This is a genomic window from Ancylobacter sp. (genome assembly GCF_965279025.1).
Taxonomy (GTDB): Bacteria; Pseudomonadota; Alphaproteobacteria; order Rhizobiales; family Xanthobacteraceae; genus Ancylobacter.
Genome location: NZ_OZ257132.1, coordinates 797,333 through 820,610 on the forward strand (window position 1 = coordinate 797,333; position 23,278 = coordinate 820,610).

Consider the following 23,278-nt stretch of genomic DNA (forward strand, 5'->3'; position numbering starts at 1 on the left):
AAGATTGAGTCAAATAACGTATTCATTTGATTTTGATGAATTATAAACGAAATCATTGTTTATAACGATTCGATCAATTTTGGCTTTAATCGCTACAAGAAAGGTCATCGTTTATATTTAGAATAGATATAATTCAGAAACTCTGGGTTATCCGGCGGCTAAAACGCGCGCAATCCGCGAGAGAGAGCACCGAATCAAGGCATGGGGCGGAGAGGATGGAATCGTGCCGTCAGAGGGCAGGATGCCCCCCCCGGCATCCGACAGACGTGCCTTCGATGGACGTGCCTTCGACAGACGTGCCAAAGCGGCGCACGCCGTGTACAGACGGAGCGGGCCCGACGCAGAGCCGGCCGTGCCGCAAGGGCCGGGCCTAGGAATTCACTGTTACTCAAATATAATCTCTACCGCGGCGCACAAACCGCGCGCCCGTGCCGGAAAGAGAATAGCCTGCGCTCCGCTTGGCCTCTCACGGCGGTTTCTGGATTGGGCCTGATGCACGGACAGATCACGCGAGCACCTGCGGCCGATGATGACGATCGGATCGATCTTCATCAGGTCATCGATTTTCTGCTGCGCCGCCGCGTTTTGATCGGCGTCGTCGCGGTGACGACGATGATACTGGCCCTCGCGAGCGCCTTTCTCCTGACACCGCGCTACACCAGCACGGCGGTGATCCTACTCGACCAGGCGTCGCGCTCGGCTCTGGGAGCCGAGCTCGGCGGCGTCAATGCGGCCGAAACGGCCACCGGCTCCAATATAGAGAACCAGGTTTCCATCATTGAGTCGCTCAACCTGCTGCGCCGCGTGGTGGAGAAGGAGAGCCTCGTTGGCGATCCCGAGTTCGGAAGTCAGTCCTCTGGGCCCTCGTGGCGGACCGCGTTCTGGAACCTGTTCGGATCCGCGCCCGCTGCCGATGAACAGGTACCGGCGGATTCAGGGGCGGCGAGCATTCCCGACGACGTCCGGACCTCGATCTACAAGCTGCGCAATGCCTTGGCGGTCGAGCGGGTGGGCAAGTCCTACATCATCGAAATCTCTGTCACGTCGGTCGACCGCGACCGGGCGGCGCGGCTGGCCAATGCCGTTGCGGACGCCTTCATCGTCGACCAGCTGGAAACCCGCTTCGAGGCGGCGCGCCGCGCCACCGATTGGCTGAACGACCGCCTGCAGCGGTTGCGCGACGCGTTGCGCCAGTCGGAAGAGGCGGTGTCCAAGTTCCGCAGCGAACACAATCTCGTCTCCGTCGGCACCCGCTCCCTGAACGAGCAGCAGCTCTCCGAAGTCAGCGCGGAACTCGTGCAGGTGGAGACGGAGGCTGCCGAGAAGCAGGCCAAATACGAGCAGGCCAAGAAAATTCTCGATGCCGGTGGCAATTTGGCGACGCTTCCCGACGTCATCCGCTCCGGGGTCGTCACCAATCTGCGCAGTCGCCATGCGGAAGTGGCTGGACGCGAGGCCGACCTGGTCACGCGGTATGGCGAGCGCCACCCGATGGTGGTCAATGTGCGGGCGGAACGCCGGGAGATCGAGCGCCAGATCACCGCCGAGATCGGTCGCATCGTCGCAAACCTCGAAAACGACTACGACGTCGCGCGCACCCGGGCCTCGGCCATGGCCGCCAATGTGGCGACCGCTTCCGGCCAGAACACCGACGAGAACGCCCTGACGGTGAAGCTGCGCGAACTGGAGCGCGACGCCTCCGCCAACCGCACGCTCTACGAGACCTTCTTGAGCCAATCGAAGGTCACGTCGGAACGTTCGGAGATGGACATACGCGACGCGCGCATCATCACCCCCGCCTTGCCGTCGGGCGGGCCCTCATTCCCGAAGAAGTCGCTGTTTCTGGCGGCCGGCACCGCCCTGGGTCTGGTTCTCGGCATCGGTCTCGCCGCGTTGCTCGATATGCTCAATGCGGGGTTCAGCAGCCCGCGCCAGCTTGAGGAGGCAACCGGCCTACCGGTGCTCTCTTCGGTGGAATGGGCCGATTTCAGCGAAGGCGACAAGACCAAGGGCACCATACCAATCGTCGACTTTCTGACGTCGAAACCGCTGTCGCGTTTCAGCGAATCGATCCGCAGCCTGAGAGCCGGGGTGCAGATGTCGGATGTCGACAACCCGCCAAAGGTCGTGCTGATCACCTCATCCTCTCCCGGCGAGGGGAAAACCTCGATCGCCATGGCAATCGCGACCTCCGTCGCGAGTTCCGGCAAGCGCGTGGTGCTGATCGATTGCGATCTGCGCCGCCCCTCGATCACCCAGCAGTTCGGGCTCGAAGACCGGCCCGGCCTCGTGGAATGGCTGGCGCAGACCGCGTCTTCCGAAGGCTTGATGCACCGCCATGCCGCATCGGGAATCTATGTTCTGGGCGCCGGCGCCAAGACACAGAACCCGCCCGACCTGCTCGGCTCCGCCCGCATGCAGCACCTGATCGAGCAGTTGCGGCTGAACTTCGATTTCGTCGTGCTCGATGCCCCGCCCATCGGGCCCGTGGTGGACGCGGCCATCCTGGCGCCGGTGGCGGACAAGGCGCTCTTCGTGGTGCGCTGGAACGCCACGTCGCGGGAATTCGTGCGCCATTCGATCGAGCGCATTCCCGGCGACCGCAAAATCTGCGGGATTGTCCTGAACATGATCGATCTGCGCGGCGCGCCGAAATATGGGCGCTACTCCTATCACTCGTCCGCCTATTACAAGAAGTATTATGTCGGCTAACGCTACCCGTCGCCACACTGGTGGCCGGGTGCTGAGAACCGCCTTCTCGCTGGCCCTTATCGGCGTCGCTGGCGGCGCCGTCTTCAAGGGAGTGCAGTTCGCTCGCCTGGGCGCACTCGAATGGGCGATGGAAGGCACCCCACCCGCCGCCGGGGATGCCGCGCCAAGCGATGTTCCGGCGGAGCGGGCGCAGGAGCGGCGCGACGCGCTTGCCCAATGGAGCGATTCCTGGGGGCTGCGGGATAAGGCGCGGCTCCTCTATTTCAGCGTCGGCCAGCGCGAACTGGTGCCCCCCTCGCCGGAGGGCCTGCGCGAACTCGCGGCCGCCCTGCAGGTTGATCCCGTGAGGTCAACCTCGTGGATGGACCTCGCCGAGATGACGTGGCCGACCCTCGCCCTCCGTCCTGTCTCCATGGCTGCCTGGGAAATGTCCCGGCTGACCGGGCCCTATGAATATGACGACATGCTGCGCCGCGTGCAGTTTCTGGCGCGGCGCTGGGCCTTCGCCGACCAGGGCAGCAAACAGCAATTTGCGTATGATGTGTCCGTCCTGCGACGCTTCCCCGATCCCTTCGCGGCGCCTTGGGACCGCCTGTTGCGGTCCGTGCCGGCCGCCCAGCGCACGCTCATCCAAGAAGAGATCGGCGCAACGCCGATGCGCTGAGGTTATACAGCATCTCATTACCATAAATTGGTATTTTGGCATCACCTCGTGCCAAAAGGTCGCTAAGAGGCTTCCACAACTGGCAAATTACCGGCAGTCAGGTATTATGGGGTGTGTGGGTTGGGATCGGATGGGACATGATCGTCAAAACGATGCGCGTCCTTGCGTGGGCAGTTGTGGTGGGTGCTTTTGCGCCGGCCGCCTTATTGACGTCGGCCGGGGCGGTTCAGGCTGCGATTTCGGCTGACGAAAAGGCTGTTCTCAGTGTCGTCGTCTCTGCGGAGACCGCAAGTGGGCCGGACGCGCAGGTATCCGCCCTCATGGCCTCCTCGCTCAGTGGCCCGCAAAAGGCACTTGCCGTGCAGTGGCTGATCGAGGGTGCGGCTACGGATGCGCAGGCGGGTGCGCTTAGCGCGGCCGTTGTCAAGGCCGCGGCGGCGGCCGCCGCCGCTGGTCAGCCCGGCACGGTCAGCGTTCTGGGAACCGGCCTCGGTCAGGCTTTCAAGGCGCTTAACGGCGACGGTCGTGCCTCGGCCGCCTCGGCGGTCATGGGGGCCGTCGAAAGCGCGGTGGCGGAACAGGGTTCGTCCGGCGGCATGTCGCGCCAGATGGCGGCACTCTTCGTCAGCTCGTTCAACAGCGCCGCCGCAGGCACGCCACGCAGCGCCGCAGACGCCGCCGGCGAGGATGCCGTCGATCCGGGACAGACCGACACTCCCTCCACACCCAGCCCTTCGTGAGGTGGCGCTCATGAACCGTATTCGGATAAAGGCACTTCTCTTGGGCACGACGGCGCTCCTCGCGTCGAATGCCGCGCATGCCGACGATGTGGCGCCGAGCTACCGTCCTGCAGTGGAGGTGGACCCCGCGCGAGCTGCCGTTATGGACCGGCAGCCGGTCAACTACCTGCCGCTCGGCGTGCCCGTCGGATCGTTCGTGCTGTTTCCCACTCTCAAGCTGGAAACGGGATACGATACGAACATCACTGCGGCCAACAAGAACGAGAAGGAAAGCTGGCTCTTCACCGTCCGGCCTGCCTTTGACCTGCAGTCGGACTGGGCGCGCCATTTTCTGGCTTTCGACGGCTATTTTGAAAGCACCAGCTACGCCAGCTACAGCAATGCGGATTACGAGAATTATGCCGGTGGTGCACGGGGGCGGATCGACGTCACCGGCGACTTCAACATAGGCGGCTATGCGCGCTATGCGCATCTGAACGAACTACCCGGCGACGACGAGACCAATGTGGACAATCTCGGCGACCCGTTGCCTTACGACCAGATCACCGCAGGCGTGAGCTTCGACAAGCAGTTCAATCGGATCTGGACAACGGGCGGGTTCGACTACCGCGACCGCGACTTCGCCAATTACCTGGACGGCGAGCCGACCGACCAATCCTATCGCGACGGCAGCGACTACAAGTTCGCCGGGCGTGTCGGTTACGAGCTCAGTCCGATGACCAGCGTATTCGCCGGCGGCTCGTATCAATGGTTCGACGTCGAGGACAAGAATTACAACTCCAGCGAATACCGGGTCATCACCGGCATCCAACTTGCGCCGTCGCGCCTGACGCGCGGAGAAGCCTTCATCGGTTATTACGACTGGAAGTCCGAAAATGGCTATCTCGACGGCAGTTCGGGTCTGACCTTCGGCGGCAATATCCAGTGGTTCATCAGCCCGCTTGTGACCGCGACCTTCACAGCCGGCCAGCAGGTGATGACCTCCAACTATGAATATGACGGCATTACCGGCTCGGCGGTGGTCAGCTCCAATGCCGGCGTACGCCTGGATTATGAGTTTCGGCGCAACATCGTCATTTCCGGCTGGGTTGACTATCTGAACCAGGATTACGATGAGTTTCCGCGCGTCGACAATCAGTACGTTATCGGCGCTGAGCTGCGCTATTCCATCAATCGCTTCTCCATCGCCAAGATCAATTACTCGTTCACGGATTTCGACACCAATTTCGACAACATAAACGGTGCGGAGGACTATGTCCGCAACATGATAACCGCCGGCGTCACCCTCGCCTATTGAGCGGCCGGCGGGGCGGGGCGCTTTTGGCGCGAGGCTTCGGGCATGATAGCTTGGTCGCACCCGGCCGCCGCCATGACGGCCTCATGACTCTCGGGCTAGGCATGTTGTTTTCCCGCTTTCGCGCGGCAGAGGCGCGACGTGCGCCGGCATATATTCCCGACGGGATGCGGGTCTACGCCGTCGGCGACATCCACGGGCGCCACGACCTGCTACGCTCCTTGCTCGGCGCGATCGCCGCAGACGCCGCGACGACGACCAGCCTCTGCCGCACGGTCTTTCTCGGCGATTATATCGACAGGGGCGAGGACAGCGCTGGCGTCGTCGAGCGCCTTTCCGCCGGTGCCGACGATGGCTCATGGACCTGCCTGATGGGCAATCACGAGGCCATGCTGCTGGCGGCCCTTTCAGGTGACGCCGATTGGGAAACATGGCTGCGGGTTGGCGGCGTGGAAACGCTATTTTCCTACGGCCTCTCCATCCGCGACTTCAGCGGGCCGGATCGGGACGAGCGCATGCGGGAGGCGGCCCTTGCCGCCCTTCCCGCCACGCATCTGGACTTCCTGCGGCAATTGCCCGGAACGGTTGAGATCGGCGACTATTATTTCTGCCATGCCGGCATACGCCCGGGCGTGGCACTCGATCGCCAGGCGCTTGAGGATTTAATCTGGATCCGCGAGGAGTTCACCCGCTCGGCGCTGGACCACGGCAAGCGGATCGTTCACGGCCACACCCCGGTAATGGACGTGGAACTGCTCCCCAACCGGATCAATGTCGACACCGGGGCCTATCTCACCCACCGCTTGTCCTGCGTCGTGCTCGAAGGCGACACTGCGCGGGTGATCCACACGTGACAGCGCACGCGGTTCCTGCGGAGGCAGTTGCATCGCGCGCGCCCGTGCCCGGCAAGCCCGCCCGGCCGGCCGGTTTCCTGGCGCGCCGTACGCGACATGAGACCTATAACGACCTGATATTCATCGGCCTCCTCATGTGCGTGGCCTGGGTGCCGTTTCTTCTGGGCAGCAATCGTCTGGTGGCCTGGGGCATCAATGCGGTCCTCTTCGGAGGCCTGCTCATCCTGTTCGAAGCCGGCTTGCTGATCAGCGGCACGCGCCACCCTGTCGCGCCGCGCCGGCTTTGGTGGGCGATTCTGCTCTGGACCGGGCTGCTGGGCTGGATTGTCTTCCAGCTGGCGCCCTGGGCTCCTGCAGCCTGGCAGAATCCCTTTTGGCAGCTCGCACGCGACGCGCTCACGGCTCTTCCGGACAGCGTGCCGCTGCAGGGAAGCCTCTCGGTGACGCCGGACGCTGGCGTGCGCGGGCTTGTCATGCTGTTGACGAGCTCCATGGCATTCTACCTCTCGCTGCAGCTCTGCCGGGACGGAAGGCGGGCCGACCTGTTCCTGCGCGCTCTCGCCGGCATCGCCGTGGGCTATGCGCTGTTCGGCATCGCCCAGCACGCGCTCACACCGCGCATGGTGCTGTGGTTCGAGCGCGAGGCCTATTTCGAACAGGTCACCTCGACGTTCATCAACAAGAACAGCTATGCGACCTATACGGGCATCGGGCTCGTCGCCACGGTCGGCCTGCTGATCGACGTCTATCGCCGCGCCGGTTCCCGGCGCGACATGCCGCTGGGCCTGCGTGCGGCCGCCTTCGTCGAGGTCACGCTGAAATCGGCCGGGGCAATCCTTGCCGCAACCGGCATCGTCGGCATCGCCCTGGTCCTCACGGTCTCGCGCGCCGGCTTCATCGCGGGCATGGCCGGGCTGGTCGCGCTGGCTCTCCTGGCGCTGGCATCGGCCCGGCGTCGCTGGCTTATCGTGGCGATCGCGGTTCCGGCCTTCGCGGTGCTCTTCGCGGCCCTCGCGCTGTTCGGCGATGAGCTGGGCGGCCGCTTCGCCTTGCAGGGCGCCAATGATCTGCGATGGCCCGTGGCCTTGCGGGCGCTGGAAGCGGTGGGGGACGCCCCCCTGACGGGCTTCGGCTATGGCAGTTTCGACCGCATGTTCTCGGTCTATCGCGGCGCTGAAGCCTTCGCGCCGTGGCATCACTGGGACAAAGCTCACAACACCTATATCGAACTGCTCTTCGACCTAGGCATTCCAGCGGCGGCGAGCCTTTTCATCTTAGTCGGCGCTCTGTTGACGACAATGCTCGCCAATATGCTCCGGCGCGATGCCCCCCATATGATAACGCTGGTCGCGCTGGCCGTCAGCGCCACGGTGCTCTCCCACGCGGCCTTCGACTTCAGCCTGCAGATCCAGGCGGTGGCGGTCACCTACTGGGCGATCCTTGGCGCCGGCCTGGCCCAGAGCTGGACACGGCGCATCGATACGGCCGCCTGAAGGGTTGGGTGCGGGAGGCGGTCTCAGAACAGGCGCTCGCCGACCCTCACAATATCGCCGGGAAGAACCGAGGTCGTGGTGGTGACGGGATAGGAATATTCCTGCGTCTGGCCGGCACGGCGGATGTTGACCGTCTGATCGTTCGCCCGATAGGTGAAGCCGCCCGCCACGGCCACCGCGCTCATGATGTTCATGCCGTTGCGATAGGGGTATTCACCCGGCTTCGAGACTTCGCCGATGATGTAGAAGGGGCGATACTGCAGGACCTCGATATTGACGCGCGGGTCCCGCATGTAGCCCGATGACAGCTTCTGCGCGACCGCACTTTCGAGTGCGTGGGCCGTTACCCCCTGAGCCTTGATGTTGCCGATGAGCGGGATGGAAATGACGCCGCTCGAGTTCACCTCGAACTCGCCCGAGAGCGAAGGCTCGTTGAACACGGTAAGGCGCAGCTTGTCGCCTGTACCGAACACATATTCCGCCTGTGCGCCCGGGTCCCCCGCAATGGGAGGCGGCGCGCTGGGTGCCGTCGAACAGCCGACCATGGCGAGGATGATGGGCACAAGAAGCAAGGCGACCCACTGACGGGCCGGGCACGGCCGGCGATCAAAGCTCATATAGGTTCCAAATCCCTGTCTTCGCCTCAGCCCCTGCGCGGGGCGCCCGCGACGCATCATTCATGCCTCGACAGCGCCGCTCGGTCGAGCCCGTCTTTGAAGTGAGCCTGAGGCGATGTCCAAGCAATTCTCGCCGGCCCGCTACGCCGGCCGGGCAAGCTCGAACCTTCCGACCGAACCCGCCGGCTCCGAGCACGGCAAAGAATACCGGACAAACCAGCCGCTGTTGCGCTGGGAGGGCGCCCGAATATAAGGCATGTGCGCAAGCGCGGAAAAAGAGGGGCGCCGCCTCTCGCAACGATTTTCCACGCGCACGCCGCGCAATCATGGAAATAAACACACTCAAACTTCCTCGAGCACCTAGAAAAGAAGCCCGCGCGGCAGACCGGACTACGACACGCCGAAGGCGTGCCAGCAAAATCCTTGCCACTCGCCTCCGCTTCTCCACTCGGCGCGGAGACACACACAAAGCGAGAGGCGCGTTGTGCGCCTGAGCGACGAGCCCTTTCTCAGCGATAGATTTCCAGATTACCGTCGCGGCTTATGTTGCCCTGCAGCAATCATCTCTGGTATATCAATAGCCTAGCAAATTCGTCGCATCAGAAGGGCGAGGCGACCTGCATGTCGTTCGCGCAGGTAGAGGGTGACGCGGGAGCTCCGCACCATCCTTGATGCCTCATGCCGTGCCGGGTTTGCCAGGTGATTGGATGTACCCCGGCAGCGGGCTCGGCTGACGTTCTGGTTCGATAATCTCCGAGCCACAGGATCAAGCCGCGGCCCCCCACGCGTTTCGACAGAAGGGAAGAACCACCTATGGGAGGGATCGGCCTGTACGGCGGCACGCATGACGCTGCCGGAGGCGACGGCCGGACCGTGGGTTCCCCCGACCGGTTGAGGCGCTATCGGGATCTGCTTCGGGTGAGTCTCACGGCCGGCATGGCTGCGACCGACCTGCTCGCGATTACCGGCGCCTGCTTCCTGGCCGCGGCGTTGCGACACGGAAACCCTTTCGAAGGCAACTGGGAAATTTTCTACTTTCTCGCGCCGACCTATCTGCTCGCGGCGATCGCGCTGCGTGCCTACGCGACCCAGACACTGACGTCGCTGAGCCGCTCCATCTCGTCGGCCGGCACGGCTCTGCTTCTCACGGCCGGCCTCTTCCTTACCGCCGTGTTCGCGCTGAAGGTCGGCAGCCTGCTGTCCCGCCTCGAGATCGGTTATTCCTTCCTTCTGACATTCGCGCTGCTCGGCCTGATCCGCATCGGCGCCGCTCTTCTCATCCGGCAGCTTTTTTTCCCCGTCGTTGCGCCGCGGCTGGTCGTGCTCACCGACGCGAAGGAACGCAAGACACCGCGGCACGATGGGCTGACCACCTATGTCGATGTGCGCGAGGCCGGGCTCGTCCCGCATTTCCAGGACCCCCGCTTCTTCGAAGCCACGAGCCGCGCTATCGGGTATGCCGACCGCGTCATTCTCGCATTCTCGGACGCGCATGAGCGGCTGAAATGGACCGAGGCCATGCGGTTGAGCGGCTTCGAGGCCGAGATCGTCCTCGATCTTCCCGGCTTCAATCCATTGGCCGTTTCGCGCTGGGGCGAGCGCACGACACTGCTCATTTCGCGCGGCCCGCTCAATCTCGGCGAGCGCCTGGTGAAGCGGCTGTTCGACATTGTCGTCACCATCCCGCTCCTGCTGGTCGCCGCTCCCGCTATCGGCCTCGCGGCACTGCTGGTGAAACTGGATTCGCCCGGTCCCGCCTTTTTCGTCCAGGAGAGAGTGGGCCGCAACAACCGGCCCTATCGCTGCTTCAAGATGCGGACGATGCGGTCCGAGACCTCGGATGCGAGCGGCCGCGTGTCGACATCGCGCAATGACCGCCGCGTCACCCGGGTGGGGAAAATCCTTCGCCGAACCAGCATCGACGAATTGCCCCAGTTTCTCAATGTGCTGATCGGCAATATGAGCCTCGTCGGCCCGCGCCCACACGCCCTGGGCTCGCGGGCGGAAGGGTCGCTTTTCTGGGAGCTCGTCCCGGACTATTGGAGCCGGCATGCCGTGAAGCCGGGCGTGACGGGCCTCGCCCAGATCCGCGGCCAGCGCGGCGCAACGGAGAGCCGGCGGGATATCGAAGCACGGGTGGCTTCGGATCTCGAATACATCAACAATTGGTCGTTGTGGCAGGACGTGAAAATTCTCCTTCTCACAGCCCGCGTCATTCTTCATCGCAACGCTCACTGAGACCGTAGGGGCATGGTAACAAGATGCGCGGACGCACCGGCTTATTGCGGATTGCCTTTGTTCCGTGAATTGCCGCTGCGTTCAAAAGCTAGCCCAACAAGCGGATCCATGCGGATTGACATCGACTTTTCCTTTGCGCATGCGTTTCACCGCAGCGGTTTAACGCCGCGCGTCGCCGGCGATGTCGGCCCCCTCATCCACCCCGGCTCTGTCGCCCCAGGATTTTCTCCTGCCTTCGGCAAGCGAGCAGGGATCAGCTTTCGCCAACGGCCCCCCCGGGCGCGGAGGATGGGGAAAAGGGAGCCTCGCCCATGACCGTCGCGCCCGACCTTTCCGTCGCCATCGTGATCGCGACACTCGGACGAGCGAGGAATGTGGCCGCCCTGCTGGACAGGCTGGCGCTCCAAAGCCCGCTCCCCGCCCGCGTCGTCCTCTCGATGGAGAGCGCTTCGGATGCACCGCCGCCAGCGGCCTACCCCTTTCCCCTGACCACCGTCTTCGGGCCGCGAGGCGCCTGCCAGCAGCGCAATCGGGCACTGGACCACCTGCCGCCAAGCATCGGTATCGTCGTGTTTCTCGACGACGACTATGTCCCCTCACGCCATCTGATCTCGGGCGTCACATCCTTCTTCACGACATTCCCGCATGTCGCCGGGGCCAGCGGCCGGCTGCTGGCCGACGGAATTTCGGGGCCCGCGATCGATCCGCAGGCGGCGGTTGCCTTGGTGGATGCCGAAGACGCCCAAGAACGCAGCCCGCGCCACAGTATCTCCTCGCCTCATCCGGGCCTGTATGGCTGCAACATGGCCTACCGGATGTCCGCCATCGCCGGGATTCGGTTCGACGAGAACCTGCCGCTCTACAGCTGGCAGGAAGACATCGACTTCGGAGGACAGATAGACGGTCCCCTTGTCTATACGGACGCTTTTCACGGCGTGCACTGCGGTGAAAAGGCCGGGCGCGAGCGCAATGGAAAGCGGCTGGGATATAGCCAGATCGCCAACCCGTGGTATCTCAAGCGCAAAGGCACCATGCCCAAGACCTTCGCGCACCGATTGATCCTCCGCAGCCTGATGGCGAACATTGCCCGCGTCCTTTGGCCGGAACCGTGGATCGACCGGCGGGGCCGCATGGCGGGAAACTGGCTCGCCGTATGGGACATTTTTCTCGGGCGTGCGGACCCCCGACGCATACTGGAGCTCTAGGCATGCCCGGCAAGGCGCCCCTCTTTATCAATGGTAGATTTGCAACGGGAGGTCCGGCGGCCGTTCACCGCGTGGCCCAGGAACTGATAGCCGGACTGGCGGCGATAACCGAAGACCGGGAGCTTACGCTGCTTGTCCCGCCCAACCCTGTCCAACTGGAAATCGATGACAGGATCCCGCGCGTCCAGATCGGGCGGTTCACCAAGACCGCATGGGAACAGGTCTCCCTGCCTCTGCATGTCGGCAATGGCTTGCTGCTCAACCTTTGCAATATGACACCCCTGGTCACGCGAAATGGCCTCACCCTGCTGCATGACGCGCAGGTCTTCACCACACCGCGGTCCTACAGCGCCGCGAGGGCGAAGTGGGGGCAGTTGCAGAGCCGCATCGCCGGGATGCGTCAACTCGGCCTGCTCACCGTGTCGGAATTTGCAAAGTCCGAACTTGTAGGCTTGGGGATCGCGCCAGCGGAACGGATACATGTCATCCCGAACGGCGCCGACCATGTGCTGCGTACACCCGCGCAGGACGATATCCTGCCCCGTCTAGGACTCGCGCCACGCAGCTACGCGCTCGCGCTCGCCAATCTGATGACGCACAAGAACATCCGGGTGCTCATCCGCGCCTTTGCGCGACCTGACCTTGCGGGCATAAAGCTGGTTCTGGCGGGAGCGGCGGGCCGGGAGGCCTTTGCAGCCGCCGGCCTTGCGGTACCGGCGAATACGATCTTCGCCGGCTATGTCTCGGATGGCGAGATGAGAAGCCTGCAGGAGGCGGCACTGGCGGTATGCACACCGTCGCTGACAGAGGGCTTCGGCCTTCCTCCCGTCGAGGGCCTGCTGCTGGGGACGCCCGCCGTGATTGCACCCTGCGGGGCGCTGCCGGAGGTTTGCGGCCCCGGCGCCCTGCACGCCGACCCGCACGATCCGGCCGCGTGGGCGGCTGCCTTGCTGCGACTGCGCGATGAGCATGGCCTTCATGAGGGACTTGCACGTGCAGGGCAGGCTTTCGCGGCGCGTTTCACCTGGAGAGCCGCCACCCGCCGCCTCATCGACGTGATCGAGGCGGTGGAGCCGGCGAACCGTGAACGTGGCAGGGTCGAGCAGAGGACCGTCGGCCTGGAGGCGGGCTCAGGCGCATGAACGCCGTAGCACTCGCCGGCTTTTGGGCGCTGGCATTCTGGGCGTTGTTTTCAAGGCGCCAGATGTTGTTTTGGCTGTTCTTCGGCACGTTGCCTCTTGGCTCTTTTGCGGTCATCCCGATTGAATTGACCGGCGGGCTATCGCTGCTGGCCACCCATGTCACGGCGGCGTTCATCGTCATCCAGCGGTTTTTCTTCCACCGTAATGGCCTCAAAAACCTGCTCAGCAGCGCGCTGCGCGTGCCGGGACTGCTCCTCACGCTTTTCTGGCTGGTTGCCCTTCTGGTGACGATGTTCGCCCCACGTCTCCTTGCCGGAAGGGTCGATGTGGCACCGATGACAGTGACCGAATTCATGCAGGTCTCTCCGCTCCGACCGACCCTGCAGAATTTTTCACAGCTTTCCTACGTGACCCTGTCCGTACTAATGGTCTTTTCCGCCGCCGATTTCTTCCGTTCGCCGCGGAATCATCCTCTGATCCTGCGCGGCCTTCTTTTCAGCAGCGGAATCACCATCGCCACCGGCATACTGAGCTACCTGGCGACATTCCTGCCGCTGGATTCCTTGCTCGATCCCTTCAAGACGGCCGGCTATACACTGCTGGACGAGGCTTCCATCGGAGACGGCACGCGCCGGATCACCGGGTTGATGCCCGAGGCCTCGGCTTTCGGAGCGCTGACGCTGGCGCTGCTCTCCTGCCTTTATTTCCTGCGCCACGCGATCGACGACCGGGTGCAGCTTTTTCGCACAAACGTCGTCATCGTCATGCTTGCTGTTCTCCTGGTGATGTCCACCTCGTCAGCTGGATATGTCGGGCTCGGCGTGCTCGGCGCCCTCGTCGGTCTCGATTGGTTCACCCGCGCCTTCCGTATCAACCGGCCCAGATTTGCCTATCGCGGCGTCCGCCAGGATTTCTTTCTCGCTTTGGCCATTGTCGGATTTGCGGCCCTCGCGGTCATGGCGACGCCGGGGGTCTTCGACCCCGTCATGCAACGCCTTGACGAGATCATCTTCAGCAAGGTCGAATCCGCTTCCTATCTCGAACGCAGTGGTTGGACAGCCACATCCATGCAGGCGGGTTTCGACAGCTATCTGATCGGCGTCGGCCTCGGCTCCACCCGGGCGTCCAATTTTGCCGCGGTCCTGTTCGGCAGCACCGGTCTGCTGGGATTCCTTCTCTATTTCAGCTTTATTGGTCGGATCCTGCTCACGCCGGCGCCGAAAGACGACCAACGGGCGCAGGCCGTATCGAGCGCGTTGAAATGGTCATTTTTTCCTGTTTTCAGCGTCAGCTTGCTGATCGGAACCACCCCTGATTTCGGCGTTTTCGAAGCCTTCCGCTTCGGTGCCCTGATGGCGCTGAGCCAGGCAGGCGCTGTGGCCATCGTCCATGCCGAGGCGACACCGGAGATCCCTCACCGGCCGCTTGGGCCGACATCGGCGGCGCAAAGGCTGCGCCGTTGACTCCCACGGATATGGCAAGGTCCACCAGCAGCCACAGCCAAGTGGACGCCGGCTCTCGATCCCCCGACTAGGGTCTGCGGTCGTTCGCCGCGCGGGTGCGGTCGAGGAAATCGATCAGCGAGACGCAGGCGCCGAGAATATGTGCGCGGGTGAGGCGGGCCGCCTCTTCGGCATCGCGCCGCATGCAGGCGAGCAGGATGCCTTGATGTTCGTGGCGAGCCCGCGCCATGCCGTCGGTCAGCACCAGCTGCGCGCGCAGATACCGGTCGACCCGATCGAGCGCCCCACTGATGGTCTGGAGGTAATAGGGCCGGCCGGACGCCTCGTAGAGGCTGTAATGAAAACTGCGGTTTAATTCGCCCCAATGCGATGAATCGGTCTCGGTCGAGAAGGCGTGGGCGAAGCGCTTGGCGGCCTCGAGCCCTTCGTCCGAGATACGCTCGACCGAATAGCGCAGCACTTCGGGTTCCAGCAAAGCGCGGAACTCGAAGATCTCGCGGATCTCGTCGGTGGAGAGGGTGGTGACCACCGCGCCGCGGTAGCGCTGCGTGGACACAAGTCCCTGCTCCTCCAGCCGGGTCAACGCCTCGCGCACGGGGATGCGGCTCACATTGAACATGCGCGCAATGTGGTCCTGGCGCAGGGTCTGGCCCTCGGCGATGTCGCCCTTGGCGATCGCTTCGCGCAGCGCGTCGAATATGACGTCCGACGCGGACGCCATCTGCGCGATGTCCGTGGCCCTGACCTTCACCGTGCCTGCCTCCCCAAGGGAATCCCGCCCATCTTATCCAACAAGCTCTGCGCCCACGCACCCTGCGATTTGTCGCGCGCCACGCCCATCGCCGGCCGCAGGTAAATTTCGCATGGTTTGTGTAAAATGGATATTGAAACTTGGATCCAAAAATCGGAAGCTCTTTTCCGTCGCCGGGAAGGCGCCCCTTTCGACGCCGCCGGCCATCAACAATGAAGACACCTTCCTCCAGAGGAGAGCCATCATGGCTAAGGGATTCGGCATTCTGGCCGCGGCGGCGCTGACGCTCGCCGCCGCACTGCCCGCGCAGGCGGACAAGCTCGACGACATCATCGCTTCCGGCACGCTGCGCTGCGCCGTCGTGCTCGACTTCCCGCCCATGGGATCGCGCGACGCCAATAACGAGCCGATTGGGTTTGATGTCGATTACTGCAACGACCTCGCCAAGGTGCTGGGCGTGAAGGCGGAGATCGTCGAGACGCCGTTCCCCGACCGCATACCGGCGCTGGTCTCCGGCCGCGTCGATGTCGGCGTCGCCTCGACCTCCGACACGCTGGAGCGGGCCAAGACGGCCGGCTTCACCATCCCCTATTTCGCCTTCAAAATGGTGGTTCTCACCAAGGATGGCCTGGGGATCAAGGATTACGACAGCCTGAAGGGCAAGAAGACCGGCTCGGTCTCCGGTACTTTCGAGGCAATCGCGCTCGATAACGACGTCAAGAAGTGGGCGGATGGCACGACGTTCCGCGGCTACCAGAATCAGGCCGACGTGTTCCTTGCGCTTTCCCAGGGCCAGATCGACGCGACTGTGGTCACCTCCACCGTTGCCGCAGCGATCGTCAAGGAAGGCAAGTATAAGGGCCTGATGATGGGCGGCGATGCTCCCTATGACATCGACTATGTTGCCCTGATCGCCCTGCGCAACGAGCAGGGGCTCATCAACTATCTGAACCTGTTCGTGAATCAGCAGGTCCGCACCGGCCGCTACAAGGCGCTCTACGACAAGTGGATCGGCCTTGGCGAGGCGCCCGACCTGACGGTCCCCGGCGTCTATCGCTGAGCGTTTCCGACAAATCCATCCCGGAGCGGCCATCGCGCCGCCTCCGGGATGACAACGTGACGGGACGTCCGCGCCGACTGCCGGCGCTGCTGCTTCCTCAAGCTGCAAATTGACCCCGGCCCGACGGCACGTTCAACTGCACGCTGCACCTTCACGATCCGCCTGCAACGTCCGAGCGACGAGCGCCCCATGAACTACACCTTCCACTGGCTCCCGGCCTTCCGTGCGCTGCCCGACATGCTGTGGGGCGCACTGGTGACGCTGGAGATCGCGGTGCTCTCCATGGTGCTCGGCGTGTTCTTCGCGGTGCTGCTCGCGGTCGGCGCCTCCTCGCGCTACCGCGTGTTCCGCGCGGCCGCCGTGAGCTGGGTGGAACTGGCCCGCAACACGCCGGCGCTGTTCCAGATTTACATGGCCTATTTCGGCCTCGGCTCGCTCGGCATCCATCTCGACAGTTTCGTCGCCCTGCTGGCCGGCATCACCTTCAACAATGCCGGCTATCTCGCGGAGACGTTTCGCGGCGGCCTGCGCGCCGTGCCGCAGACGCAGCTCCGTGCCGCCCGCTCGCTGGGCATGGGTCCGATACAGGCCTTCCGGCTGGTGATGATGCCGCAGATGTTCCGCATCGTCTTCTATCCCCTCACCAACCAGATGGTGTGGGCGATTCTGATGACCTCGCTCGGCGTCATCGTCGGGCTGAACAACGACCTGACCGGCGTGACGCAGGAATATAATGTCCGCTCCTTCCGCACCTTCGAGTATTTCGCCCTGGCGGCGGTGATCTATTATCTGCTGGCCAAATTCGTCACCGTGTCCGCGCGCCTGATGGCGTGGCGGCTGTTCCGCTACTGAGGGGGCCGCGATGTTCTCCTCCCTGTTCGACACCACCTTCTCGGCCAACGACCTCTGGTTCATGCTGAAGGGCGCCGGCGTCACGCTGATGCTCACCTTCTGGGCGGTGCTTGGCGGCACGCTGCTCGGCGTGGTCTTCGGCGTCATCCGGGCCATCTCGCCTTGGTGGGTGAACGCCCCGCTCGGCGCGGTGCTCGACGTGTTCCGGTCCATCCCGCTGCTGATCCAGCTTGTGGTGGCCAATTCGTTCAAGACCATTGTCGGCATTCACTGGAGCCCGTTCACGGTGGGCTGCGTGGTGCTGGCGCTCTACATGTCGGCCTATTGCACCGAGATCGTGCGCTCCGGCTTTCTCGCCGTGCCGACGACGACCCGGCGCGCCGCGCGCTCGCTGGGGCTGAGCTGGCGGCAGGACCTGACGGAAATCGTCTTCCCCATCGCCCTGCGCGTGGCGCTGCCGAGCTGGATCGGCCTGACGCTGGGCGTGATGAAGGACACCGCCATGGTGTGGTGGATCGGCGTGGTGGAGTTGCTGCGCTCCTCGCAGGTGATCGTCACCCGCATCCAGGAGCCGCTCTTCGTGCTGTCCATCGCCGGGCTGATCTACTTCCTGATGAGCTTCCCCATCGCCCGCCTCGGCGCACGCCTTGAGAAGCGCTGGCGCGAGAACGACTGAGGACCGAAATGTCGATCGAAATCCAGGACGTCCACAAAGCCTTCGGCTCGCTCGAAGTGGTCAAGGGCGTGACCATGACCGTCGAGAAGGGCGAAGTCGTCTCCGTCATCGGCGGCTCGGGCTCGGGCAAGTCGACGCTGCTCATGTGCATCAACGGGCTGGAGGCGATCAATGCGGGTCGCATCCTGGTCGACGGGACCGATGTGCACGGGCGCGGCACCGACCTCAACAAGCTGCGCCGCAAGATCGGCATCGTGTTTCAGCAGTGGAACGCCTTCCCGCACCTCACCGTGCTGGAGAACGTGATGCTGGCACCGCGCAAGGTACTCGGCAAGTCGAAGGCCGAGGCCGAGGCCATCGCGGTGGAAAAGCTCGCCCGCGTCGGCCTTGGCGAGAAGATCAAGGTCTACCCCTCCAAGCTCTCCGGCGGCCAGCAGCAGCGCATGGCGATTGCCCGCGCGCTCGCCATGTCGCCCGACTACATGCTGTTCGACGAGGTGACCTCGGCGCTCGACCCGCAGCTCGTCGGCGAGGTGCTCGACACGATGCGCCTGCTCTCCTCCGAGGGCATGACGATGATCGTCGTCACCCACGAGATCGCCTTCGCGCGGGAGGTCTCCGACCGCGTCGCCTTCTTCCACAAGGGCCGCATCCACGAGATCGGCCCGCCCGCACAGGTGATCGGCAATCCGCAACAGCCGGAAACGATCGACTTCCTCAAATCCGTCCTCTGACCCATCACGCGCATTCGCACGAATCTCAAGGAGCATGACCATGTGGCAGGGCGTCTATCCCGCCGTTACCGCCAAGTTCAACGAAGACGACACGCTCGATCACAAGGAGATGGAGCGCAGCTTCGCCTTGCAGATCGACGCCAGCGTCGACGGCATCATCGTCAACGGCTCGCTTGGCGAAGGCCCCATGCTCTCGCATGACGAGCGCCTTGCCGTGCTGAAGACCGCGAAGTCCGTGGCCGGCAAGCGCCCGGTGCTGATGACCATCGCCGATGCCGCCACCCGCGACTGCGCCTCGCTCGCCAAGCGCGCCGCGCAGGCCGGTGCCGACGGGCTGATGGTGGTGCCGAGCCTCGTCTACCACACCAACGCCAAGGAGACGGTGGCGTCGATGGGCGCGGTGGCGCAGGCCGCCGACCTGCCGGTGATGATCTATTCCAACCGCATCGCCTATCGCGTCGACGTCACCATCGAGATCATGGCGGAACTGGCCAAGGACAGCCGCTTCGTCGCGGTGAAGGAATCGTCCGATGACATCCGCCGCACGGTCGAGCTGCAGAACGCCTTCGGCGACCGCTACGACATTTTCACCGGCGTCGACAATCTCGCCTTCGAGGCGCTGGCGCTCGGTGCGGTCGGCTGGGTCGCCGGTCTGGTCGTCGCCTTCCCCGAGGAGACGGTGGCGATCTATCGGCTGATGAAGGCCAAGCGCTATGACGAGGCGCTGGAAATCTACCGCTGGTTCCGCCCGCTGCTCGACCTCGATGTCTCGACCTATCTCGTCCAGAACCTGAAGCTGGTCGAGGCAATGGTGACCGGCACCACCGAGCGCGTGCGCAGCCCCCGGCTGGTGCTGGACGGCGAGCAGCGCGCCAAGGTCGAGAAGATCGTGCGCGACAGCCTCGCCACCCGCCCGACCCTCGCCAAGGCGGCGTGAGCCTCCTCGACTCGGCCGGGATGGCATCATCCCGGCCAAGGCGAAGCCGCAGAACCGGGATGATGCCCGGATTCTTGGCGTCATCCCGGATGCGGCCTTCGGCCTTTCCGGGAGGACGCCGGACGTGAACAACCGCGGTAAAAAACGTGCCCGCTGCCTCCTCTCCCCCTAATGACATCGTCATCGTCGGTGCCGGCATTGTCGGCCTCGCCACCGCGTTCCATCTGCTGCGCGAGGGCCACCGCGTGCGCCTGATCGAGCGTGGCGGCGTGGCGGAGGGCGCGAGCTATGGCAATGCCGGTGCGTTCGCCTTTACCGACATCCTGCCACTCGCCTCGCCGGGCATGCTGCGCAAGGCGCCGAAATGGCTGCTCGACCCGCTGGGGCCGCTCACCATTCCGCCGCGCTACCTGCCGCAAATCACGCCCTGGCTGTTCCGCTTCTGGCGCGCCAGCCTTCCCGACCGCTACCGCGCCTCGCTCGCCGCGCAGGGCAATTTGATGCGCTTTGCCGCCACCGCGACGCAAGGCCTGCTCGCGCAGGCCGACCTCGCCGGCCATGTGCGCTCCGACGGCAATCTCCAGCTCTATGAGAGCGAGGGCGAGCTTGCCGCCGCTCTGCCGGGCTGGGAGGCGCGGGCGCGCGAGGGCATCGTCTTCGAGCATGTGCGCGGCGCGCAGCTGGGAGAACTCCAGCCCGGACTTTCGCCGCGCTTCACCGTTGGCACCTTCACGCCGCACTGGCAGACGGTGAGCGACCCCTATCACTATGCTCTGGCGCTGTTCCGCGCGGTGATGGCGCGCGGCGCCGGCCTCGTCCATGGCGAGGTGGTCGGCGTCGAGGGTGATGCGAACGGGGTGCGCCTGCGCCTCGCCGACGGGCAGGTGCTGAAGGCCGGGCGGGCGGTGATCGCCAGCGGTGCCTGGTCGCGCCCGCTGGCAAAGTCGCTCGGCGATTCCATTCCGCTGGAGACCGAGCGCGGCTACAACACCACCCTGCCGCCGGGCGCCTTCGACCTGCGGCGCCAGCTCACCTTTGGCGGCCACGGCTTCGTGGTGACGCCGCTCTCCACCGGCATCCGCGTTGGCGGGGCGGTGGAACTGGGCGGGCTGAAGGCGCCACCAAACTTCAAACGCTCGGAGGCGATGCTGACCAAGGCGGCGCGCTTCCTGCCCGGGCTGCGCACCGAGGGCGGCAAGCAGTGGATGGGCTTTCGCCCTTCGCTGCCGGATTCGCTGCCGGTCATCGGCCCCTCCACCGCCTCGCCGCGCGTCTTCTATGCCTTCGGCCACGGCCATCTCGGCCTCACCCAGAGCGCGGCGACGGGCAAGCTGATCGCTGATCTGGTGGCCGGACGCCGGCCCTCCATCCCGCTCGAACCCTTCCGCCCCGACCGTTTCTGACGAGTGACCTCCATGGCGCGACACAGCTTCTTCTGCATAGACGGCCACACCTGCGGCAACCCGGTGCGGCTGGTGGCCGGCGGCGGGCCGAACCTCGTCGGCGACACCATGATCGAGAAGCGCGCGCATTTCCTGCGCGAATTCGACTGGATCCGTACCGGGCTGATGTTCGAGCCGCGCGGCCACGACATGATGTCGGGCTCGATCCTCTATCCCCCGACCCGGCCCGATTGCGACGTCGCCATCCTGTTCATCGAGACCTCGGGCTGCCTGCCCATGTGCGGCCACGGCACCATCGGCACGGTGACGATGGCGATCGAGCATGGCCTGGTGACGCCGAAGACCCCCGGCGTGCTGATGCTCGACACCCCGGCCGGCGTGGTGAAGGCGCAATACACGCAGGTCGGGCAATATGTGGAAGAGGTGCGCATCACCAATGTGCCCGCCTTCCTTTACGCGCGCGGGCTCACCGCCGACTGCCCCGGCCTTGGCGAGGTCACCGTCGATGTCGCCTATGGCGGCAACTTCTACGCCATCGTCGAGCCGCAGGACGCCTTCCGCGACATGGCCGACTTCACCGCCGGCGAGCTGGTGGGCATGAGCCCGGCGCTGCGCCGGGCGCTGAACGAGAAATACGAATTCATCCACCCCGAGAAGCCGGAGATTCGCGGCCTGTCGCACATCTTGTGGACCGGTGTGGCCCAGCACCCGGAGGCGCATGCGCGCAACGCGGTGTTCTATGGCGACAAGGCGATCGACCGCTCGCCCTGCGGCACCGGCACCTCCTCGCGCATGGCCCATCTCGCCGCGCTCGGCAAGCTGAAGGTCGGCGATGATTTCGTGCATGAGAGCATCATTGGCTCGCTGTTCAAGGGCCGGGTCGAGGCGGCGGCGAAGGTGGGGGAGCGCGACGCGATCATCCCCTCCGTCGGCGGCTGGGCCCGCATGACCGGCTATAACACCATCTTCATCGACGACCGGGACCCCTTCGCGCACGGTTTCGTGGTGGTGTGAGCCACTCGAGCGCCGTCATGGCCGGGCTTGGCCCGGCCATCCCCGCCTTCGCTGCAGCCGACTTCGCCCTCGCAAGACGTGGATCCCCGGGCCAAGCCCGGGGATGACGTCGAGATAACGGAAACCACGCCATGAAGATCACCGGCATCAAGGCCTACAAGGTCGGTCTCCCGCTGCGGGAAGGCCGCTACAGCTGGTCGAACGGCAATTTCATCGAGGTGTTCGATTCCACCGTGGTGGCGGTGGAGACCGATGCCGGCATCACCGGCTATGCCGAATGCTGCCCGCTCGGCTCGGCCTATCTGCCCGCCTATGCCCATGGCGTGCGCGCCGGGCTGGAGGAAATCGGCCCGAAGGTGATCGGGCTGGACCCGACCGACCTCAACGTGCTGAACCGCCACATGGATGCGGTGCTGCGCGGCCATCCCTATGTGAAGGCGCCGATCGACATCGCCTGCTGGGACATTCTCGGCAAGGTGGCCGGGCTGCCGGTCTACAAGCTGCTGGGCGGCGCGGCGCAGGAGAAGGTCGCCCTCTACCGCGCCATCTCGCAGGAAGCGCCCGAGGTGATGGCGAGGAAGATCGCCGGCTACAAGGCCGAGGGCTACACCAAGTTCCAGCTGAAGGTGGGCGGCGATGCCGACCAGGACATCGACCGCATCCGCGCCACCCGCGACATTCTGGACGCCTCCGACATTCTGGTCGCCGACGCCAATACCGGCTGGACGCGGGCGGAAGCGGCGCGCATCGCCGCCGCCGTCGCCGATGTCGACGTCTATATCGAACAGCCCTGCCCGACCTATGAGGAATGCCTCTCGGTGCGCCGGCGCACCTCCCGCCCCTTCGTGCTCGACGAGGTGATCGACGGCGTCGGCACGCTGATGAAGGCGCTGGCCGAGGACGCCATGGACATCATCAACCTGAAAATCTCCAAGGTCGGCGGGCTGACCAAGGCGCGGCTGATGCGCGATATCTGCGTCGCCTCCGGCACGCCGATGACGATCGAGGACACCTGGGGCGGCGACATCGTCACCGCCACCATCGCCCATCTCGCCCGCTCGACGCCGGAGGAATTCTCCTTCTCCGCCACCGACTTCAACAGCTACGGCACGGTGGACATCGCCACCGGCGCGCCCAAGCGCGTCAACGGCTTCATGACCGCCTCCGACGCGCCGGGGCTGGGCGTGACGCCGCTCTTCGACGTGCTCGGCGACCCGGTGGTGGTGATCGGCTGAAGGCCACGCCCGTGTCCCGGACAAGCTGCACGAGGTGCAGAGCCGATCCGGGACCCAGCGCAGAGGTTCGGCGAAGCCGGCAAAAACTTTGTCGGTCGCCTCCGGCGCTGTTTTCACCTGGGTCCCGGCGCGGCGCTTCGCCTTCGGCTCCGCTGGGCCGGGAAACGTATAGTCAACGCACTCAACGCGGCGAG

20 protein-coding genes are annotated in these 23,278 nt (G+C 64.6%); 18 read left to right on the forward strand and 2 right to left on the reverse strand.

The window, feature by feature from the left end; all coding sequences use genetic code 11:
- The first annotated feature begins 201 nt into the window (after positions 1–201).
- The 6 genes from ACQY76_RS03745 (at position 202) to ACQY76_RS03770 (ending at position 7,757) form a co-directional block, all read left to right on the forward strand.
- Positions 202–2,712: a GumC family protein gene (locus tag ACQY76_RS03745; RefSeq protein ID WP_428031578.1), complete on the forward strand. Its 2,511-nt coding sequence runs from the start codon at positions 202–204 to the stop codon at positions 2,710–2,712.
- On the forward strand, positions 2,702–3,376 hold the full coding sequence (locus ACQY76_RS03750) for a hypothetical protein (protein WP_428031579.1): 675 nt from the start codon (positions 2,702–2,704) through the stop codon (positions 3,374–3,376). The genes ACQY76_RS03745 and ACQY76_RS03750 overlap by 11 nt, the downstream gene beginning before the upstream one ends.
- 137 nt (positions 3,377–3,513) lie before the next feature.
- Positions 3,514–4,116: a hypothetical protein gene (locus tag ACQY76_RS03755; RefSeq protein ID WP_428031580.1), complete on the forward strand. Its 603-nt coding sequence runs from the start codon at positions 3,514–3,516 to the stop codon at positions 4,114–4,116.
- Positions 4,117–4,126: 10 nt separating this feature from the next.
- Entirely contained in the window at positions 4,127–5,413 is a 1,287-nt protein-coding gene (locus tag ACQY76_RS03760) for an outer membrane beta-barrel protein (RefSeq protein WP_428031581.1), read from the forward strand.
- An 83-nt stretch (positions 5,414–5,496) separates the two neighbouring features.
- The gene (locus ACQY76_RS03765; RefSeq protein WP_428031582.1) at positions 5,497–6,264 is read left to right on the forward strand and encodes a metallophosphoesterase family protein; all 768 of its coding nucleotides are present in this window, start codon (positions 5,497–5,499) and stop codon (positions 6,262–6,264) included.
- Between the two features lie 44 nt (positions 6,265–6,308).
- Entirely contained in the window at positions 6,309–7,757 is a 1,449-nt protein-coding gene (locus tag ACQY76_RS03770; RefSeq protein WP_428031583.1) for an O-antigen ligase family protein, read from the forward strand.
- A gap of 23 nt (positions 7,758–7,780) precedes the next feature.
- Here ACQY76_RS03770 and ACQY76_RS03775 read toward each other — a convergent pair whose 3' ends face one another.
- Positions 7,781–8,320: a polysaccharide biosynthesis/export family protein gene (locus ACQY76_RS03775; protein WP_428032922.1), complete on the reverse strand. Its 540-nt coding sequence runs from the start codon at positions 8,318–8,320 to the stop codon at positions 7,781–7,783.
- Positions 8,321–9,187: 867 nt separating this feature from the next.
- Here ACQY76_RS03775 and ACQY76_RS03780 point away from each other — a divergent pair.
- From ACQY76_RS03780 to ACQY76_RS03795, 4 genes are all read left to right on the forward strand, one after another.
- Positions 9,188–10,612: an exopolysaccharide biosynthesis polyprenyl glycosylphosphotransferase gene (locus ACQY76_RS03780; protein WP_428031584.1), complete on the forward strand. Its 1,425-nt coding sequence runs from the start codon at positions 9,188–9,190 to the stop codon at positions 10,610–10,612.
- Positions 10,613–10,923: 311 nt separating this feature from the next.
- The gene (locus ACQY76_RS03785) at positions 10,924–11,817 is read left to right on the forward strand and encodes a glycosyltransferase family 2 protein (protein ID WP_428031585.1); all 894 of its coding nucleotides are present in this window, start codon (positions 10,924–10,926) and stop codon (positions 11,815–11,817) included.
- A 2-nt stretch (positions 11,818–11,819) separates the two neighbouring features.
- Positions 11,820–12,959: a glycosyltransferase family 4 protein gene (locus tag ACQY76_RS03790; protein WP_428031586.1), complete on the forward strand. Its 1,140-nt coding sequence runs from the start codon at positions 11,820–11,822 to the stop codon at positions 12,957–12,959.
- Positions 12,956–14,422, forward strand: coding sequence for a hypothetical protein (locus tag ACQY76_RS03795; RefSeq protein ID WP_428031587.1), 1,467 nt, complete (start codon positions 12,956–12,958; stop codon positions 14,420–14,422). Before ACQY76_RS03790 ends, ACQY76_RS03795 begins: the two co-directional genes overlap by 4 nt.
- A gap of 67 nt (positions 14,423–14,489) precedes the next feature.
- Here ACQY76_RS03795 and ACQY76_RS03800 read toward each other — a convergent pair whose 3' ends face one another.
- Complete coding sequence (locus ACQY76_RS03800; RefSeq protein WP_428031588.1) at positions 14,490–15,143, reverse strand: GntR family transcriptional regulator; 654 nt, start codon at positions 15,141–15,143, stop codon at positions 14,490–14,492.
- Positions 15,144–15,417: 274 nt separating this feature from the next.
- Between ACQY76_RS03800 and ACQY76_RS03805 the strand changes: the two genes are divergently transcribed.
- From ACQY76_RS03805 to ACQY76_RS03840, 8 genes are all read left to right on the forward strand, one after another.
- Entirely contained in the window at positions 15,418–16,233 is an 816-nt protein-coding gene (locus ACQY76_RS03805) for a transporter substrate-binding domain-containing protein (RefSeq protein ID WP_428031589.1), read from the forward strand.
- A gap of 189 nt (positions 16,234–16,422) precedes the next feature.
- Positions 16,423–17,085: an amino acid ABC transporter permease gene (locus ACQY76_RS03810; protein WP_428031590.1), complete on the forward strand. Its 663-nt coding sequence runs from the start codon at positions 16,423–16,425 to the stop codon at positions 17,083–17,085.
- Between the two features lie 22 nt (positions 17,086–17,107).
- On the forward strand, positions 17,108–17,761 hold the full coding sequence (locus ACQY76_RS03815; RefSeq protein ID WP_428032923.1) for an amino acid ABC transporter permease: 654 nt from the start codon (positions 17,108–17,110) through the stop codon (positions 17,759–17,761).
- An 8-nt stretch (positions 17,762–17,769) separates the two neighbouring features.
- The gene (locus ACQY76_RS03820) at positions 17,770–18,495 is read left to right on the forward strand and encodes an amino acid ABC transporter ATP-binding protein (protein WP_428031591.1); all 726 of its coding nucleotides are present in this window, start codon (positions 17,770–17,772) and stop codon (positions 18,493–18,495) included.
- A 40-nt stretch (positions 18,496–18,535) separates the two neighbouring features.
- Entirely contained in the window at positions 18,536–19,432 is an 897-nt protein-coding gene (locus tag ACQY76_RS03825; RefSeq protein ID WP_428032924.1) for a dihydrodipicolinate synthase family protein, read from the forward strand.
- 146 nt (positions 19,433–19,578) lie between these two features.
- Complete coding sequence (locus ACQY76_RS03830; protein ID WP_428031592.1) at positions 19,579–20,835, forward strand: NAD(P)/FAD-dependent oxidoreductase; 1,257 nt, start codon at positions 19,579–19,581, stop codon at positions 20,833–20,835.
- Between the two features lie 12 nt (positions 20,836–20,847).
- Positions 20,848–21,849, forward strand: a complete 1,002-nt coding sequence (locus ACQY76_RS03835; protein ID WP_428031593.1) for a 4-hydroxyproline epimerase — start codon at positions 20,848–20,850, stop codon at positions 21,847–21,849.
- A 131-nt stretch (positions 21,850–21,980) separates the two neighbouring features.
- Entirely contained in the window at positions 21,981–23,084 is a 1,104-nt protein-coding gene (locus ACQY76_RS03840; RefSeq protein ID WP_428031594.1) for a cis-3-hydroxy-L-proline dehydratase, read from the forward strand.
- Positions 23,085–23,278 lie beyond the last annotated feature (194 nt).